Source organism: Mycolicibacterium hodleri (assembly GCF_025822245.1).
Lineage (GTDB): Bacteria > Actinomycetota > Actinomycetes > Mycobacteriales > Mycobacteriaceae > Mycobacterium > Mycobacterium hodleri.
The window spans coordinates 35,021-49,671 of sequence record NZ_JACKTL010000028.1 but is presented as its reverse complement, the minus strand read 5'-3'; the positions used below and the strand labels follow the sequence as shown (position 1 = coordinate 49,671).

Genomic DNA, 14,651 nt, shown 5'->3' with positions numbered 1-14,651 from the left:
GGATCTTCCTTCAGGGCTTGCGCGTCCCCGATAGACTCGGTGGGCGCGTTGTGGGATTTGGGTCTCATCTGCGTTGGCCCTCACCGGGGTACCAGCCCGGTGAGGGCCGCTTCGACTAGAAGCGGAGGCGATCAAGCGCTTCCTGTAGCTCCACTTCCAGCCGGATGACGGTCTGCATGGCATCGGCGTACTCGTTTAGGTCATCGATGCTGGGCAACCGGCTCCACGTCTCGTGGAATTCGCCTTCGGCATGAATGACGGCTTCGATATTTGCGTTGTCCATTGGGTTTCACCTCCTCTCTTGCTGCTCGTCGGGGAATTAAGCCATCGGGCGCGGGTCTGCTAGTCACTCATGTGCATGAGCGCTTCGTCGATATCGCTGCGCCGCAGCCGAACGAGGCGGCTACGCCCGATACGGACCGCAGGCAAGGTGCCGTCGGCGATCCGTGCACGGACGGTGTTGATTGACACCTTCATGTAGTCCGCGGTGTCTTGCATCGTCATGTCAGGCGGTGACGGGTCGCCCTTGGGTCTAGCCATTGTTTGCATCCTTGTGGAGGTTCCTGATGGCCCATGTAGGCCCTTGGATTAGCCAAGGATGTCAGCTGATTTTCTTGGTTGCAAGACTCATCGCGGTGGTAAAAACGCTTTGATCAGGCATTTTTGTTAGCGAACTACAGCGCGCTGGAGTTGACCAACCTGCATCGATACGCCAAACCAGCCAGAATTTAGTTTGCTGCTATTCGTCGGCGAGTTTGGAAAGTAGTGCCGCGATCTCCCTGCCACGCCCTTTCGCGGCGTGCTGGTAGCGCATCGCGGCACTGGCTGAGGAGTGGCCAAGCCTTTCCATCAGCTCGGCGATGCTGGCTCCTGTTGCTGCGGCCAACACCGCTCCGCTGTGCCTTAGGTCGTGCCAGCGCAGATCCTCACGGTTGGCCTTGGTCCGCGCCTTGTACCAGTGGCGGTAGAGCGTGCTTGGCTGCAGGTGTCCACCATGATCAGCCGGGAACAACAACGCGTCGCGGGCCGGGTCGACGAACTTGCCGAGGTGGGTTTCGATCAGCGGGATCACGTGCGGGGGTATGTCCACGTCGCGGATACCGGCATCACTCTTCGGCGTGGTGATTGCGTAACCCTCTTTGGTGCGAGTCGCCGCACGGCGGATACGGATCACCTCGGCGCTGAGGTCGACGTCACCGCGCCGCAGCTCGACAGTCTCCCCGAAGCGCAGTGCACACCACGATGCGAGGGTGACCATCAGTTGCAGTCGCTCGGGCATCTCCGCAGTGAGCACACCGAGTTCCTTGACCGAGGCTGGCCTGATCTTGTGCACGCGCTTCGACCGACCCGCGCCAACGATGCGGCACGGGTTCGCGTCGATCAACTCATCGTTGACCGCTGACGCCATGATCGTGCGCAGCAGCGAGTACGCGTGCGATCGCATGGTGGGTTTGTCGGTCAACGTCTTGGCATACCAGTCCCGGACGTCGCGAGGCTTGATCGCGGTCACGAGCTTGTCTTCGAACGTATCGAGGAGGTGGTCGTCGAGGATGGCTTGGTAGTGCTGCCGGGTGCGTTCCTTGATGGGTCGGCCCGCCACTTGGCGGTTGATGAGCCAGCGGTCCGCGTAGGCCCGGAACGCGATCTTCTCGGGCAGGTCGTCGGGGTCGGCCCATTGGCTGCGGTCGATCTCGCGGCGTTTATCGGTGATCCACGCTTGGGCGTCCTCTATCGCGTAGAACGTCTTACCGGCGGTTAACCGCTTGCCGTTGGGGGCGGTGTAGCGCACTTGGAAGCGTTTCGATCTCATCTGCGTGATGGACGCGAAACCGCGCTTCTTCGAGGGTGTCGTCATCGGTCTCCCTTGCAACCAATACGCAACCAATGACTTGGTGGCTGGTGGAGTCTGGTGGAGGCTCTTGGAGAGCGATACTATCTCACATATGACCAGATCAACACCATTATTGCAGCTCACGACACCCGCTTTAAGAAATCGTGAAACCTACTTCAATCCCAGTATCGCGCACCAGGTTCCACCAGCAGCACGTCCAGTTCTCAAGACCCGGATGAATTGCACATGAATCGGTGACAGGCAGCAGCTGGCAACCCGACAGACGCAGCTAGGTCCGTACGCCGCCCAAAGCCCGCCCTCCCCTGGCCACGAGGCCCACCACACGGGCCGACCTCCTAGGCGAGCTTGAACTCACCAAGGTGAGTACCTCCGTGCGCGAAGACAGCGCATCGGTTCGGACGATGTCGACCTCGACGCAGTTCACGAGCGACGGCCGCGCGCCGGAGGTTGGCGGTCGAACCAACCGTTCCCCTGCCAGAGCGAACTGCTCGGACTCCTTGCGATCGATCCTGACACCCGACGACGAAGGTCTTGGCCCGTTCGAGATCGATCGGACTCCGCCGTGCCGAGGTCGGAACTATCATCGGTCCACCAATACGGGGTGAGGGCATTCCAGTGGACAAGGCACGGCTCCGGGCGAACGCCCGTGAATTACGCACCCTTCTGACCGAGCTTGGCATCGCCAACCAGGCGTACAGCGACCGGATCTCCAGAGAGATGAAGGAGCAAAGCGACGCCAGTCTTGAGGTCATGAGGCAGATCGAGAAGGGCGAGCAGGTCGACTGGCGAAAGCCGATTGACTATGAGCCGACGGACGAAGAGCGATCCAACATGGCACATGCCAGCGCAAAGGTGCTGGGAAACATGGCCAAACAGTTCCTTGCGCTCACCGAGGAACTCGCCGGCGACATCGACCAAGACACGACGACCTGGAAGCCGCCTCCGGAATGACGCCAGGCGCGAAGGCATCGGCGGCGGTGGTTTCCTACTCCGTCGGGGCCTTCGTGGTGTTGTACGTCATCTCGAATCGCGACGAGTTCGTGGCGTTCATCGGGACATTCGCGGTGGGAGCAGTGTCCGGCGCCGTGTTCACCACGATCGTGTTGTGCGCGCGGCTGTGGCGGGCCCTCACGCGGCGGTCCTGAGGTGAGCGCACACCGCCGACGCGGGCGGTAGCGCTGGGCGATGACCCGATGTCGGACAGGCGGCCAGGGCACAGTTCGGATCGGTCTGGCCTCCCCCATGGCCGGACGGTTGGGCCGCACGACACCGTATCGCGCAAAAAAGTTGATCTTGTTCGGCGCAAAACGCGACGCGGGCGCGCGTCGTCGTGTTTGCTGTTCTCAGCCGCCGCGGCCGGGGCTTGACTACCAAGTCAGCCAATCCGGAGTGGCGTCGTCGCAGGCAACGTCGTGCCCATTGGTAGGGCACGTGGTCCATCCGTGTCGCGGCGAAGCCTTGGCCGCGCCGGTCCAGTGCTTTGCCGCTGGCAAGCCTGCGGCGTGCGCCCCTGAGACCCTCCAGCGACGAATTGCGTACCTTTTGAATCGTTTCACAAAATTTCGCGTACGGTGGATGCCGGGACATCCGCAGTCCCCCCACTGCGGATTTCCAAGCCTTTGGCGGTTCACCTCCCCCCCGAACCGCCAAAGGCGTCCCCAAGCCGCTGACTCGTCCCCCGCCCGGCGAATGATCGTGCGGCACAACTCGTTCAACGAGTATGCGCACCTTCGGCCAACCACGGCGATTGCCCTCCACCCGACCGAACCCGCCGACGTCGGCGTCGACCACCCGCGAACCGGGGATCCACGCACCGCCGGATGAACACATTCGAACCGCGGCGACATCGAGGCGTGACGATCGCGGGGCTCGGCGCCGTCGATGCTCGGCCAGCACCGCCCGGCGCCGCGGCGATGTGAAGCCGACCTCGTCATGTTTCGAAACCGGCCATCGGTGGCATCCCCCTCCCACGTTCGGACATCGGGCCGAACATGATTCACACCGATGAGGAGTTGATTTCGATGAGTGCTCTGGACAAGGCGAAGAACAAGGTCGAGGACTTGGGCGGCCAGGCCAAGGAAACTTCCGGCAAGGTCACCGGGGACAAGAGCACCGAGAACGAGGGCAAGGTCGACCAGGTCAAGGCGAACCTCAAGGACGCCGGCGAAAAGGTCAAGGACGCCTTCAAGTAGGTCTCTTCGCACGTTCGAGTCGGCCCGTTGCCCCCGTGGCGGCGGGCCGACTCGCGTTCTCCGGTACTTGACGGCGTCGTCGACCGCGAACTAACTTACCCTAGAGTAAATTCGCTGTCAGCGAACTTCAGGGGACATGTGACCGGTGTATTGCTGTATTGCTACCTAGGTGGCTGGATGCTGACGTCGACGGTGGCGGTGTTGACCGCCTCCCGCGGGCGACGTCCGCGATGGCTGAGCATTCTCGCCGGCGCCGTGTGGCCGGTGCTCGCGGTGGCCGTGGCCCAGATGATGGCCATTGCCTTCTTCGCCACGATCTTGCGGACGACCAGCTCGGAGTCGGCGAATACGACGGACGTCACGTCCCGTGTGGATCCCTCATTTGTGAAGACGGTCTAAGCTGTCGGGCATGTGGGTGACGAAGGCAGTGACCGCGGCAGCGCTCGTCGTGGCGGTCGCAGGCGCGCTTCCCGGCATCGCGTCGGCCGATCCGTCCGACACGCCCGTCCCCACCCCGCCCGCGGCGCCGGCCGCCGGACCGGCGTCCACTCCGGCAGCCGGACCAGTCCCCGCTCCCGCTGCCGGGCCCAAGACCTCCATCGACGCCGACGGCACCTATGCGGTTGGCACCGACATCGCCCCCGGGGTGTACAGCTCCGCGGGCCCCGTCGGCGACGGCACGTGCTTCTGGAAGCGCCTCGGCCCGGACGGCGCGACCCTCGACAACGCCTTGACCAAGAAGCCGCAGACCGTCGTGATCGACCCCACCGACCAGTCGTTCAAGACCAACGGCTGCCAGGCCTGGCAGCTCACCGACGCACCTCCCCCGCCCCAGGCCTCCGGCCTGGCACCTGCGCTCGCGGGCCTGCAGCTGCAGGCGTACATGGCGCAGCTCAACGCCCGGGCCGCGGCATCGGGACAGGCGCCGACGCCCTAATACGCGCCGGCGTCTGACACGATCGACGTCATGGCCGACCGCATCGAAGTCCAACGCACCATCGCCGCACCGCCGGCAGAGGTGTTCTCCGTCCTCTGCGACCCCCAGGGTCACGTCGCGATCGACGCGACGGGAATGCTGCAGGACGCCGACGGCGACCACGTCACCGCCAGCGGTGACAGCTTCGTCGTCCACATGGATCGCGAAGCGCTCAACGACTTTCCGATGGGCAAGTACGACGTCACCGTCTCGATCACCGACTACGAGAAGGACCGGTTGATCGCCTGGACCATCCTCGGCCAGATCGACCCGCCGATCGGCCACGTCTACGGATACCGGCTCGAGGCCGACGGCGACGCCACCCTGGTCACGTCGTATTACGACTGGTCCGACATCCACCAGAAGTGGCGTGACTCCGGCATCTTCCCGGTCATCTCCGAGACGGCGCTGCGCGGCACGCTCGGCATCCTCGACCGGACGGTGCGCCGCGGCTACCCACGGTCCTGAGCCCTCCGTCGAATCCGAGATCGTCGCGGCGCTCGACTCCCTAGCGGGCACCAACGGGAATGAAAGTCGCGCCGATGCGGTACAAGAAGTCATGAACCTCGACGATTCCGCCCGCGCCCTGATTGGCCCCGGCGCCGACGCCACGCTGGTCACCATCAACCCCGACGGCAGCCCGCAGGTGTCGGTCGTATGGGTGGCGCTGCAGTCGACGCCCGACGGTGACGAGCTGGTCAGTGCGCACCTCAACGAGTACAAGAAGACCCGCAACATCCGACGCGACGGACGGGTCGCGGTCACCATCATCGGTCCGACGCCTCCCGGCCAGCAGGCCCCGTACCTGTCGATCTCCGGGACGGCACGCATCGTCGAGGGCGGTGCCCCGGAGTTGCTGACGGAGTTGGCCGAGGCCATGCTCGGCTCCAGCGAGCACTTCCCGCCGCCGAACTCCCCGGCCGGGTTGCTGACGCGGATCCGCATCGAGAAGGTCGGCGGCGTCGGTCCCTGGGCCTCCTGAGCTCCGATCGCCCCCTCGGTGACGGGGCGGTGTGCAATCATGCGAGGCATGCGTCGCTGGTTCACGATGATGGTCGCCGGATTGGCGGTCACCGCTGGAGTTCTCGCGTCACCGGCGCCCGACGCCGCGGCGGTCGCCCCCATCGGCAGACTCGGCGAGGTCCTGCACGTGGACTACATGAGCGTGGTGGCCGACGTCGCCGTTACCAGCGTGGATCTGGTCGACGTGCCACCGGGATTCGGGTATCCCCCACGCGGACCGCGCTACCAGGTGTACCGCGCCAACGTCACCGTCCACGTCATCAAGGCACCCAACCCCTACATCACCTCGCTCTTCTTCGACTTCGAGGGCGTCACGCCGATCGCCGACGCGTACAAGCCGCGCAACACCGACGTGCCCGACGACCTTCGCGCGCTGTTGCAGAACGCGCCGCCGGGCGCCACGGTCAGCGGAGGGGTCTATTGGGACGTCTACCGAGACCTCGTCACCAACGTCGTGCTTCTCGACAAGTCGACGGGCACCCACCTCGCGCAGTGGAATCTCTACTGACCCTCGCATGTCCCCCGAGGTGACACCGGCCGCCGAGGCCGATCTGACCGAGCTCGCCGACGTCGCCGCTCGTACGTTCCCGTTGGCGTGTCCGCCGTCGGCGGGAGCGGACGACATCGCCGCATTCGTCGCCGAGAACCTCTCCGCGGCGCGCTTTCGCGACTACCTCGCCGACCCCGACCGGGTGGTGCTCATTGCCCGTGAGGACGCGCGAATCTCTGGCTACGGCATGCTGATTCGCGGCGTGGTGGCTGACGCCGACGTTCAGAAGGCGGTCCCCCAGCGGCCCGCCGTCGAGCTCTCCAAGATGTACGTACTGCCCGACGCCCACGGCGCCGGCGTCTCGGCGGCGATCATGACCGCGGCGCTCGACGCGTCGCGCGCACTCGGCGCGGCCTGCGTCTGGCTAGGGGTCAACCAGGAAAACCAACGCGCCCAACGCTTCTACGCCAAGCACGGCTTCCAGATCAACGGGACCAAGACGTTCCGGCTCGGCGGCCGCATCGAAGACGACTACGTGATGGTGCACCCGCTGTCGGGCTAGCGCCCTCCGGCGGCGGTCAGGGCCAGCAGCCGCGACGTCGCGCGCAGGTACTTCTTCCGGAAGCCCCCCGCCAACATCTCCTCGCTGAAGACCGTGTCGAGCTTGGTCCCCGAGGCCACCACCGGGATTCCCGCGTCGTACAGCCGGTCGGTCAGCGACACCAGCCGCAGCGCGACACTCTGGTCGTCGAGCGGATGGACCCCGGTGATGAATACTTCCGAGACACCCTCGATCAGCGCCTGATACCTCGACGGGTGCATGGTCGCCAGATGGGCGCACAGCGCGTCGAAGTCGTCGAGCGTCGCACCCGCCACGCCGGTGGCCTCGCTGCGCACCTCGTCGTCGGACGGCGGCACCGGCGCGGGCGGCAGGTCGCGGTGCCGGTAGTCCGGGCCCTCGATCCGCACCGTGGTGAAGATGCCTGCCAGAGTGTTGATCTCGCGCAGGAAGTCCTGCGCGGCGAACCTGCCCTCGCCCAGCTGCTCGGGCAGGGTGTTCGACGTCGCCGCGACCGACACCCCGCGCTCCACCAGCGCCGAGAGCAGGCGCGAGATCAGGGTCGTGTTGCCAGGGTCGTCGAGTTCGAATTCGTCGATGCACACCACCACGTACCCGGAGAGCAACTCGATGCACTCGACGAACCCGAACACCCCGGCCAGCTGCGTCAGCTCGCCGAACGTCGCGAACGCCGCCGGGCCGGCGTCGGCGGCCCGCAACGCGTAGTACGTCGACGCCAACAGGTGCGTCTTGCCGACGCCGAAGCCGCCGTCGAGGTACACCCCGACACCGGGCAACACCTCTCGCTTGCCGAACATCTTCTTCTTGCCGGCACGACGCTGCACCGCCTGCTCGCAGAAGTCGCGACACTTCTGCACCGCGGCCGACTGCGACGGCTCGCCCGGATCCGGTCGGTAGGTGTCGAAGGCGACGTCGGCGAACGTGGGCGGGGGCACTAGCCCCGCGACCAGTCGCTCGGGGGTCACCTTCGGGTGCCGATCGGTGAGATGGTCGACGTCGCTGGCCCCAGACATGAGGAAACTGTATCGACGTGCTGCAATGGTCAACGTGTCCGATCCCGATGCTGCGACTGAGCTCACAGAGCTAGGCCCCCTGGGCAGCGGGTTCGGCACCGACGACGGCCGGCTCGCCGCGTTCTACTCCTACCCGGAGAATCTCGACCGCTGCTGGGTGCGGGCCAACATGATCGCCAGCCTCGACGGCGGCGCCACCGACGACGGCAAGGCCGGCGGTCTGGCCGGACCCGGTGACCGCGCCCTGTTCTCCCGCATGAGGCAAGAAGCGGACGTCATCCTCGTGGGCGCCTCCACCGTGCGCATCGAGAACTATTCCGGCGCCCAGATGTCGCTGGCCGAGCGCCGCGAACGGCAGGGTCGAGGTCAGACCGAGGTGCCGCCGATCGCCGTCGTCACCCATACCGCCGACTTCGAGCACGACGCGAGGATCTTCACGCGCACCGAGGTACCACCACTGATCGTGACCTGCCACGACACCGTGCCGGACGCCCAAGCCCGCTTCGGCTCGACCGCCGAGGTGATCGACGCATCCGGCGCTCACCCCGACCGCGTCGACCCCGCGGTCGTGCTCTCGACCTTCGCGGGACGCAGGCTGTTGCGGGTGCTGTCCGAAGGCGGACCGTCGCTGATCAGCCTGCTCACCGAGCACGACCTCGTCGACGAGCTGTGCATCACGATCGCGCCGATCCTGGTGGGTGGCGGGGCCCGCCGCATCTCCTCCGGGTCGGGGGAAGCGCACACCCGGATGCGCCGCAGCCACCTCTTGACCGACGACGAGGGCTATCTGTACACGCGCTACGTCAAGGACGGGCTGGGCGGGGAGTAGCTCGCCGATCGCTAATGTGGTCCCCATGCGTCGGCATCCTCAGCTGCTCAGGGCCCTCTGTCTGCCCGCCGTCGCGGCTGTCGTCCTGGCCGGCTGCTCGCCGGGACTCGCCGCCAACCCCCGCTTCGCCACCGACACGGGCGCCGGCCCACAAGGCGCACCCGAGACCACGCCCGCCGCGGCGGGACCTCCCGCCGTCGAGGCGCCCAAGAACGATCTGACGTGGCAGGACTGCACGGCCCGCACGTTCTCCCAGGCCGCCGTCGCCCCCGTTCCCGGCGTGAGCCTGGACTGCGCCACCTACGACGCCGACGTCGACCCCATCAACGGCGCCACCGGCACGCTCACCATCGGCGTGGTCCGCGCCAAGTCGGCCGCCACGCCCGCCGACGCCGGGCCACTGGTCATGACGACCGGCAGCGACCTGCCGTCCTCCACGCAGCTGCCGGTGTGGCTGTCCCGCGGCGGCGCCGACGTCCTGAAGACCAACCCGATCGTCGCCGTCGACCGTCGCGGCCTCGGCCTGTCGGGCGCACTGGACTGCCGTGACCTCTACAGCCGCCAGGAGATGCTCGACCAGGCGCAGTTCGCCTCCGGAAACGATCCCGTCGCCAACCTCACCGCCATCGTCCAGACGGCCACCCAGAGCTGCACCGACGCACTCGCCCCCGGCGACTCCTCCTACGACAACGCCCACGCCGCCGAGGATCTCGAGCGGTTGCGCAGCACCTGGGACGTCCCCACCCTCGCCCTGCTCGGCGTCGGCAACGGCGCGCAGGTCGCCCTCGCCTACGCCGGTTCACACCCGAACAAGGTGTCCCGGCTGGTCCTCGACTCCCCGCTGCCGCTGGGCATCGCCGCCGAAGCCAGGGCGGAGCAGAAGGTCAAGGGTCAGCAGGCGGCGCTCACCGCGTTCGCCGCGCAGTGCGCCGCCTCGTCCTGCCCACTGGGCCCCGACCCGAAGGGCGCCGTCGACGCCATGCTCGCCGACGCCCGCCAAGGCACCGGCCCCGCCGGTGCCTCGGTGGCCGCGCTCACCGACGCAATCGCCACCGCTCTGGCGTTCCCACGCGGCGACTTCGTGGCGTCGACCACCGCACTGGCCACCACCCTCGCCGCGGCCCGCAACGGCGACGTCACCGGACTCAACGCGTTGATCAACGACGCTCAGACCGAGCGCGAGACCGACGGTCAATTCGTCAACGGCTGCAGCGACGCACTCAACCGACCGACACCCGACCGAGTGCGCGAGCTCGTCGTCGAATGGGGCAAGCTCTACCCCGAATTCGGCACCGTCGGCGCCCTCGACATGGTCAATTGCCTTGCCTGGCCCAGTGGTTCGACACCGCCGGACCCGCAGAACCTGAAGATCCCCGTGCTGCTGCTCGGCGTGCAGAACGACCCGATCGTCGGCAACGAGGGCGTGGCCGCCGTCGCGGCGACGATCATCAACTCCGGCGCGGCGAACCGCCGCGTGATGTGGCAGGGCGTCGGCCACGGAGCCAGCATCTACTCGACGTGCGCCGTCCCACCCGTGCTGTCCTACCTCCGCACCGGCAAGGTTCCCGAGACCGACACGTACTGCCCCGCCTAGCTCGACGCCCGCGGCGTCCGGTGTACGGTGCGCTGGTGGCGGTACCTGACACGTTGACGAACGCATTCCGACCCCGCACCTCACCGCCGAATGTCACGCACGTTCTGCGCTCGGTGCTGTGGCCGGTTGCCATCCTGTCGATCGTCCATCGCAGCTACGTGCTGGCCACCAACGGCTACATCACCGACGACTTCGGGCCCGTGTACCGGGCGGTCATCAACTTCAAGCTTGGGCTCGACATCTACAACGAGCACTTCGACCAGGTGGACCCGCATTACCTGTACCCACCGGGCGGAACGCTGCTGCTCGCCCCGTTCGGCTACCTGCCCGTCGACGCGTCGCGGTACTGGTTCATCACCTTCAACACCGTCGCCATCCTGCTGGCCGCGTACTTCCTGCTGCGGCTGTTCAAGTTCTCCCTGGCATCGGTGGCCGCGCCCGCCCTGCTGCTGGCGATGTTCTGCACCGAGAGCGTCACCAGCACGCTGGTGTTCACCAACATCAACGGGTGCATCCTGCTCGGCGAAGTGCTGTTCCTGCGGTGGCTGCTGAGCGGCAAGGTCGGCCACGAATGGCTCGCCGGCGCCGCCATCGGGCTGACCCTGGTGGTCAAACCGTCCCTGGCGCCCCTGCTGCTGCTTCCGGTCCTCAACCGCCAGTGGAGGGCGCTGGTGCCGGCATTCGGGGTGCCGCTGCTGTTCAACGTCGCCGCGTGGCCACTGGTCAGCGACCCGATGGGATTCGTGCGCAACACCGTGCCGTACATCCTCTCGGTGCGCGACTACTTCAACAGCTCGATCCAGGGCAACGGGATCTACTACGGCCTGCCGTCGTGGCTGATCCTGCTGCTGCGGGTGATCTTCCTGGCCCTTGCGGTCGGCAGTCTGTGGCTGCTCTACCGGTACTACCGGGAGCGCGACCAGCTGTTCTGGATGGTCACCTCGTCCGGCGTGCTGTTGATCGCGACGTTCCTGGTCACCTCACTGGGCCAGGGCTACTACTCGATGATGCTGTTCCCGTTCCTCATGTCGGTGGTGCTGCCCAACTCGGTGATCCGGAACTGGGTGGCGTGGCTGGCGATCTACGGCTTCATGACGATGGACCGCTGGCTCTTGATCCACTGGCTGACGACGGGACGCTTCCTGGAGTACATGAAGATCACCTACGGGTGGTCGCTGATGCTCGTCGTCGTGTTCTGCGTGCTGTACTTCCGCTATCTGGACGCCAAGGCCGACGGCAGGCTCGACGACGGCATCGACCCGCCGTGGATGACGACGGATCGCGACCGCGCTAGCGTGGAGAGATGACCGCTCCGAAAGTTCAGCTGACCGACGACGAATGGCGCAAGAAGCTCTCGCCCCAGGAGTTCGCCGTGCTGCGTCAGGCCGGCACCGAGCGTCCGTTCGTCGGGGAGTACACCGACACCAAGACCGAGGGCGTCTACCAGTGTCGAGCGTGCGGTGCGGAGATCTTCCGCAGCACTGAGAAGTTCGAATCTCATTGCGGCTGGCCGTCTTTCTTCGATCCCGCCGATTCGGACGCCGTCATCTTGAAGACCGACGACTCGGGTGGCATGCACCGCGTCGAAGTCCTGTGCGCGAACTGCCACAGCCACCTCGGTCACGTCTTCGAAGGCGAGGGGTATCCCACCCCGACCGACCAGCGGTACTGCATCAACTCGATCTCGATGAAGCTGGTTCCGTCGACCTGAGCCCGCGAAGCAGGTCGCACAGTTCGACGGCCGTCAGCGGTGGACTGAAGTGGAACCCCTGCGCCACGTCGCAGCCGTAGTCCCGAAGCATCGTCGCGGTCGCCTCGTTCTCCACGCCCTCGGCGACGACCGTCATCCCGAGCTCGTGCGCCAAGCCCACCACGGCACGGACGACGGTCGCCGCGCGCGTGTCCTCCAGGATCGGCGCGATGAACTGCCGGTCGAGTTTGACCTCGTCGATCGGCAACTCGCACAGGTACCCGAGTGCCGAGTAGCCGCTGCCGAAGTCGTCGATGGCGACCCGTGTTCCGCGTTCCCGCAGCGCGTCGAGCACCTGGCGGGTCCCGTCCACGTCGTCGAGCAACAGGTCCTCGGTGATCTCGATCGTCAGCAAATCCGGGCCGAGATCACACTCGTCGAGCGAGCGCTTGATGCGGTCCGGCAGGTCCGGATCGCAGAGCGACGGCGCGAACATGTTGACGGCCATGGGCACCCGGAAACCGTCGGCCGCCCACCGAGCCACGTCGTCGAGCGCCCGCTCGATCACCAGATCGGTCAGCGATCTCATCAACCCGTACTCGCGGACCAAGGGAAGGAACTGGTACGGGCCCAGCAATCCGCGCTCGGGATGGGGCCAGCGGACCAACGCCTCGACGCCGACGAATTCTCCGTCGCACAGCCCGAACTTGGGTTGGTAGACCAGGCTGAGGCCCGCATGGTCGATCGTGTTGCGCAGCTGCCCCAGCAATCGCACCGTGCTCGTTCCGGCATTGCCCACCTTGCCGGTTCCCGCGGGTCGATTGCGAGTCGTCTCCGGGTCGAAGGTGTGCACCCCGCCCGTGCGCGACCGCTTGGCCGAGTACATCGCCATGTCGGCGTGCTTCAGGAGAGCGTCCGCCGAGACGTGCGTGTCGTCGCCGGCCGCCACGGCGAGCCCGATGCTTGGTCGCAGCAACAGGTCGTGGCCGTCGATGACGAACTGCTCGTCGAACGAGGCCATGAGCCGCCGTGCCACCTGTCGGGAGTGTTCGGTCTTTCCCTCCAACAGCACCGCGAACTCGTCACCCCCCACCCGGGCCACCGTGTCGCCGGCGCGGACACAGCCGAGGATGCGTTGGGCCGCGAGCACCAGCAATTGGTCGCCCGCGGGGTGGCCCAGGTTGTCGTTGACGAGCTTGAAGTCGTCCAAGTCCAACGACAACACCGCCACCGGTTGACGATCGCGCTCGTGCAGCTGCATGGCGTGTGACAGCCGGTCGTTGAACAACGCCCGATTGGCCAACCCCGTCAACGGGTCGCGCAACGCTTGCTCGGCGACAAGGTGCAACAGTCCCCGGTTCTCGCGGACCACGAAGAACTGCCGCAGCAGTACCGCGACGACGAGCACCACCGTCGGGAAGAACAGCGCGGCCATTCCCGGCTGGTGCAGGTTCGTCGGTGCGCACACCGCGGCGGCAATCGCGATCGGCACGTACGGCAGGCACAACGCCCATCGCGAGGGCACCCGCAACGTCGACGACTCCGTCGAGGGCTCGTCCATGGCGACGAGCGCCGCCACTCCGATGACGAGCAGTCCCACCAGATAGCCGACGTCGACCAGTCGACCGGTCCGATATTCGTAATCGCCGGCCGCGGTGAGGTAGACGAAGGCACTGTCCGACAGCGCCATCACGACGACACCGAGGGTCAACAGCGTCATCGTCCGCCGCTGCCCGGCCCGCGCCCGGGTGTGGACGAGGACCGCCACCGTGATGACGATGAGGTCGCACACGGGGTAGGCCAGCGACAGTCCGAACGCGAAACGGTTGGCGTCGTCCGCCTCGTACGCGGCGCGCAGGACCACCACCCACGAGACCTGGAACAGCGCCGCGGCCGCAATCAGCCCGTCGAGCACCAACCGGGTGCGCGAGTGCCCGACGTGCCCGACGGGATAGACGGCCAGCCCGAGGCAGGCTCCGACTGGGAACATCAGGTAGCCGACGTCGGCGAGCGACGGGAACGGCGCAACGTCGGTCGCCATTTCGAGATAGGCCCACACGAGCGAACCGGCGACCCATCCCCCGACACCGATGCCGATGCTCAGCCACGCGACCCGCTTGCGACCGGTGGCGTGGACGGCTGCGCGAGCCGCGCACACCGTGGCGAATACGGCGAACACCACACTGGAGGCGTTGGACCCGACGGTCACGGTCGTGTCGTCGACCCAGCTGACCACCGTCCACGCCGAGAGCAGCACTGCGCCGACGCCCGCAGCCACCACCACCCGCGTGGTCCTCCCCATCGGCCGATGCTAGCAACCAGGGAAAGGGTACGAAACCGGCTCAGGCCACGAATTGACCCAGTCGTTCATTTTCACCCGCGCTGCCTGCGGGTGCGTCGTCAGCAAATCAC

The 14,651-nt window shown here is 66.5% G+C and carries 18 protein-coding genes; 12 read left to right on the top strand and 6 right to left on the bottom strand.

Going from position 1 to position 14,651, the window contains the following annotated elements; genetic code table 11:
* Positions 1–115: 115 nt before the first annotated feature.
* The 3 genes from H7J06_RS11605 to H7J06_RS11595 form a co-directional block, all read right to left on the bottom strand.
* Entirely contained in the window at positions 116–283 is a 168-nt protein-coding gene (locus H7J06_RS11605) for a hypothetical protein (protein ID WP_264038991.1), read from the bottom strand.
* Positions 284–342: 59 nt separating this feature from the next.
* Positions 343–540: a helix-turn-helix domain-containing protein gene (locus tag H7J06_RS11600; RefSeq protein ID WP_264038990.1), complete on the bottom strand. Its 198-nt coding sequence runs from the start codon at positions 538–540 to the stop codon at positions 343–345.
* A 199-nt stretch (positions 541–739) separates the two neighbouring features.
* Positions 740–1,855 (bottom strand): tyrosine-type recombinase/integrase, encoded by a 1,116-nt coding sequence (locus H7J06_RS11595; RefSeq protein WP_264039016.1) that lies wholly within the window; start codon positions 1,853–1,855, stop codon positions 740–742.
* Between the two features lie 612 nt (positions 1,856–2,467).
* Between H7J06_RS11595 and H7J06_RS11590 the strand changes: the two genes are divergently transcribed.
* From H7J06_RS11590 to H7J06_RS11580, 3 genes are all read left to right on the top strand, one after another.
* Positions 2,468–2,803: a hypothetical protein gene (locus H7J06_RS11590; RefSeq protein ID WP_264038989.1), complete on the top strand. Its 336-nt coding sequence runs from the start codon at positions 2,468–2,470 to the stop codon at positions 2,801–2,803.
* On the top strand, positions 2,800–2,997 hold the full coding sequence (locus H7J06_RS11585; protein WP_264038988.1) for a hypothetical protein: 198 nt from the start codon (positions 2,800–2,802) through the stop codon (positions 2,995–2,997). The genes H7J06_RS11590 and H7J06_RS11585 overlap by 4 nt, the downstream gene beginning before the upstream one ends.
* Before the next feature lie 876 nt (positions 2,998–3,873).
* Complete coding sequence (locus H7J06_RS11580) at positions 3,874–4,044, top strand: CsbD family protein (protein ID WP_264038987.1); 171 nt, start codon at positions 3,874–3,876, stop codon at positions 4,042–4,044.
* A gap of 161 nt (positions 4,045–4,205) precedes the next feature.
* Here H7J06_RS11580 and H7J06_RS11575 read toward each other — a convergent pair whose 3' ends face one another.
* Entirely contained in the window at positions 4,206–4,406 is a 201-nt protein-coding gene (locus H7J06_RS11575; RefSeq protein WP_264038986.1) for a hypothetical protein, read from the bottom strand.
* 47 nt (positions 4,407–4,453) lie between these two features.
* Here H7J06_RS11575 and H7J06_RS11570 point away from each other — a divergent pair, with 47 nt between their 5' ends.
* From H7J06_RS11570 to H7J06_RS11550, 5 genes are all read left to right on the top strand, one after another.
* Positions 4,454–4,981 carry an Rv1352/Rv1906c domain-containing protein gene (locus H7J06_RS11570; protein WP_308205763.1) on the top strand — a complete coding sequence of 176 codons (528 nt, stop codon included), beginning with the start codon at positions 4,454–4,456 and terminating at the stop codon, positions 4,979–4,981.
* Between the two features lie 30 nt (positions 4,982–5,011).
* Positions 5,012–5,488, top strand: a complete 477-nt coding sequence (locus tag H7J06_RS11565; protein WP_264038985.1) for an SRPBCC family protein — start codon at positions 5,012–5,014, stop codon at positions 5,486–5,488.
* Between the two features lie 91 nt (positions 5,489–5,579).
* A complete protein-coding gene (locus H7J06_RS11560; protein ID WP_264038984.1) occupies positions 5,580–6,002 on the top strand; it encodes a PPOX class F420-dependent oxidoreductase in 423 nt (140 codons plus the stop codon).
* Positions 6,003–6,050: 48 nt separating this feature from the next.
* A complete protein-coding gene (locus H7J06_RS11555) occupies positions 6,051–6,551 on the top strand; it encodes a hypothetical protein (RefSeq protein WP_264038983.1) in 501 nt (166 codons plus the stop codon).
* 7 nt (positions 6,552–6,558) lie between these two features.
* Positions 6,559–7,095 (top strand): GNAT family N-acetyltransferase, encoded by a 537-nt coding sequence (locus tag H7J06_RS11550; RefSeq protein WP_264038982.1) that lies wholly within the window; start codon positions 6,559–6,561, stop codon positions 7,093–7,095.
* Here the strand turns inward: H7J06_RS11550 and zapE are convergent.
* Entirely contained in the window at positions 7,092–8,126 is a 1,035-nt protein-coding gene (gene zapE, locus H7J06_RS11545) for a cell division protein ZapE (RefSeq protein ID WP_264038981.1), read from the bottom strand. The two genes, H7J06_RS11550 and zapE, sit on opposite strands and share 4 nt — an antisense overlap.
* Positions 8,127–8,151: 25 nt before the next feature.
* Here zapE and H7J06_RS11540 point away from each other — a divergent pair, with 25 nt between their 5' ends.
* From H7J06_RS11540 to msrB, 4 genes are read left to right on the top strand one after another with little or no spacing between them, the layout of a single operon-like run.
* Positions 8,152–8,955, top strand: a complete 804-nt coding sequence (locus tag H7J06_RS11540; RefSeq protein ID WP_264038980.1) for a pyrimidine reductase family protein — start codon at positions 8,152–8,154, stop codon at positions 8,953–8,955.
* 25 nt (positions 8,956–8,980) lie between these two features.
* Positions 8,981–10,549, top strand: a complete 1,569-nt coding sequence (locus H7J06_RS11535; RefSeq protein ID WP_264038979.1) for an alpha/beta hydrolase — start codon at positions 8,981–8,983, stop codon at positions 10,547–10,549.
* Between the two features lie 20 nt (positions 10,550–10,569).
* On the top strand, positions 10,570–11,856 hold the full coding sequence (aftC, locus tag H7J06_RS11530) for an arabinofuranan 3-O-arabinosyltransferase (RefSeq protein ID WP_264038978.1): 1,287 nt from the start codon (positions 10,570–10,572) through the stop codon (positions 11,854–11,856).
* Positions 11,853–12,260, top strand: coding sequence for a peptide-methionine (R)-S-oxide reductase MsrB (gene msrB, locus H7J06_RS11525; RefSeq protein WP_264038976.1), 408 nt, complete (start codon positions 11,853–11,855; stop codon positions 12,258–12,260). The genes aftC and msrB overlap by 4 nt, the downstream gene beginning before the upstream one ends.
* Here msrB and H7J06_RS11520 read toward each other — a convergent pair.
* Positions 12,223–14,541 carry a putative bifunctional diguanylate cyclase/phosphodiesterase gene (locus H7J06_RS11520; RefSeq protein ID WP_264038975.1) on the bottom strand — a complete coding sequence of 773 codons (2,319 nt, stop codon included), beginning with the start codon at positions 14,539–14,541 and terminating at the stop codon, positions 12,223–12,225. The two genes, msrB and H7J06_RS11520, sit on opposite strands and share 38 nt — an antisense overlap.
* Between the last annotated feature and the right edge of the window lie 110 nt (positions 14,542–14,651).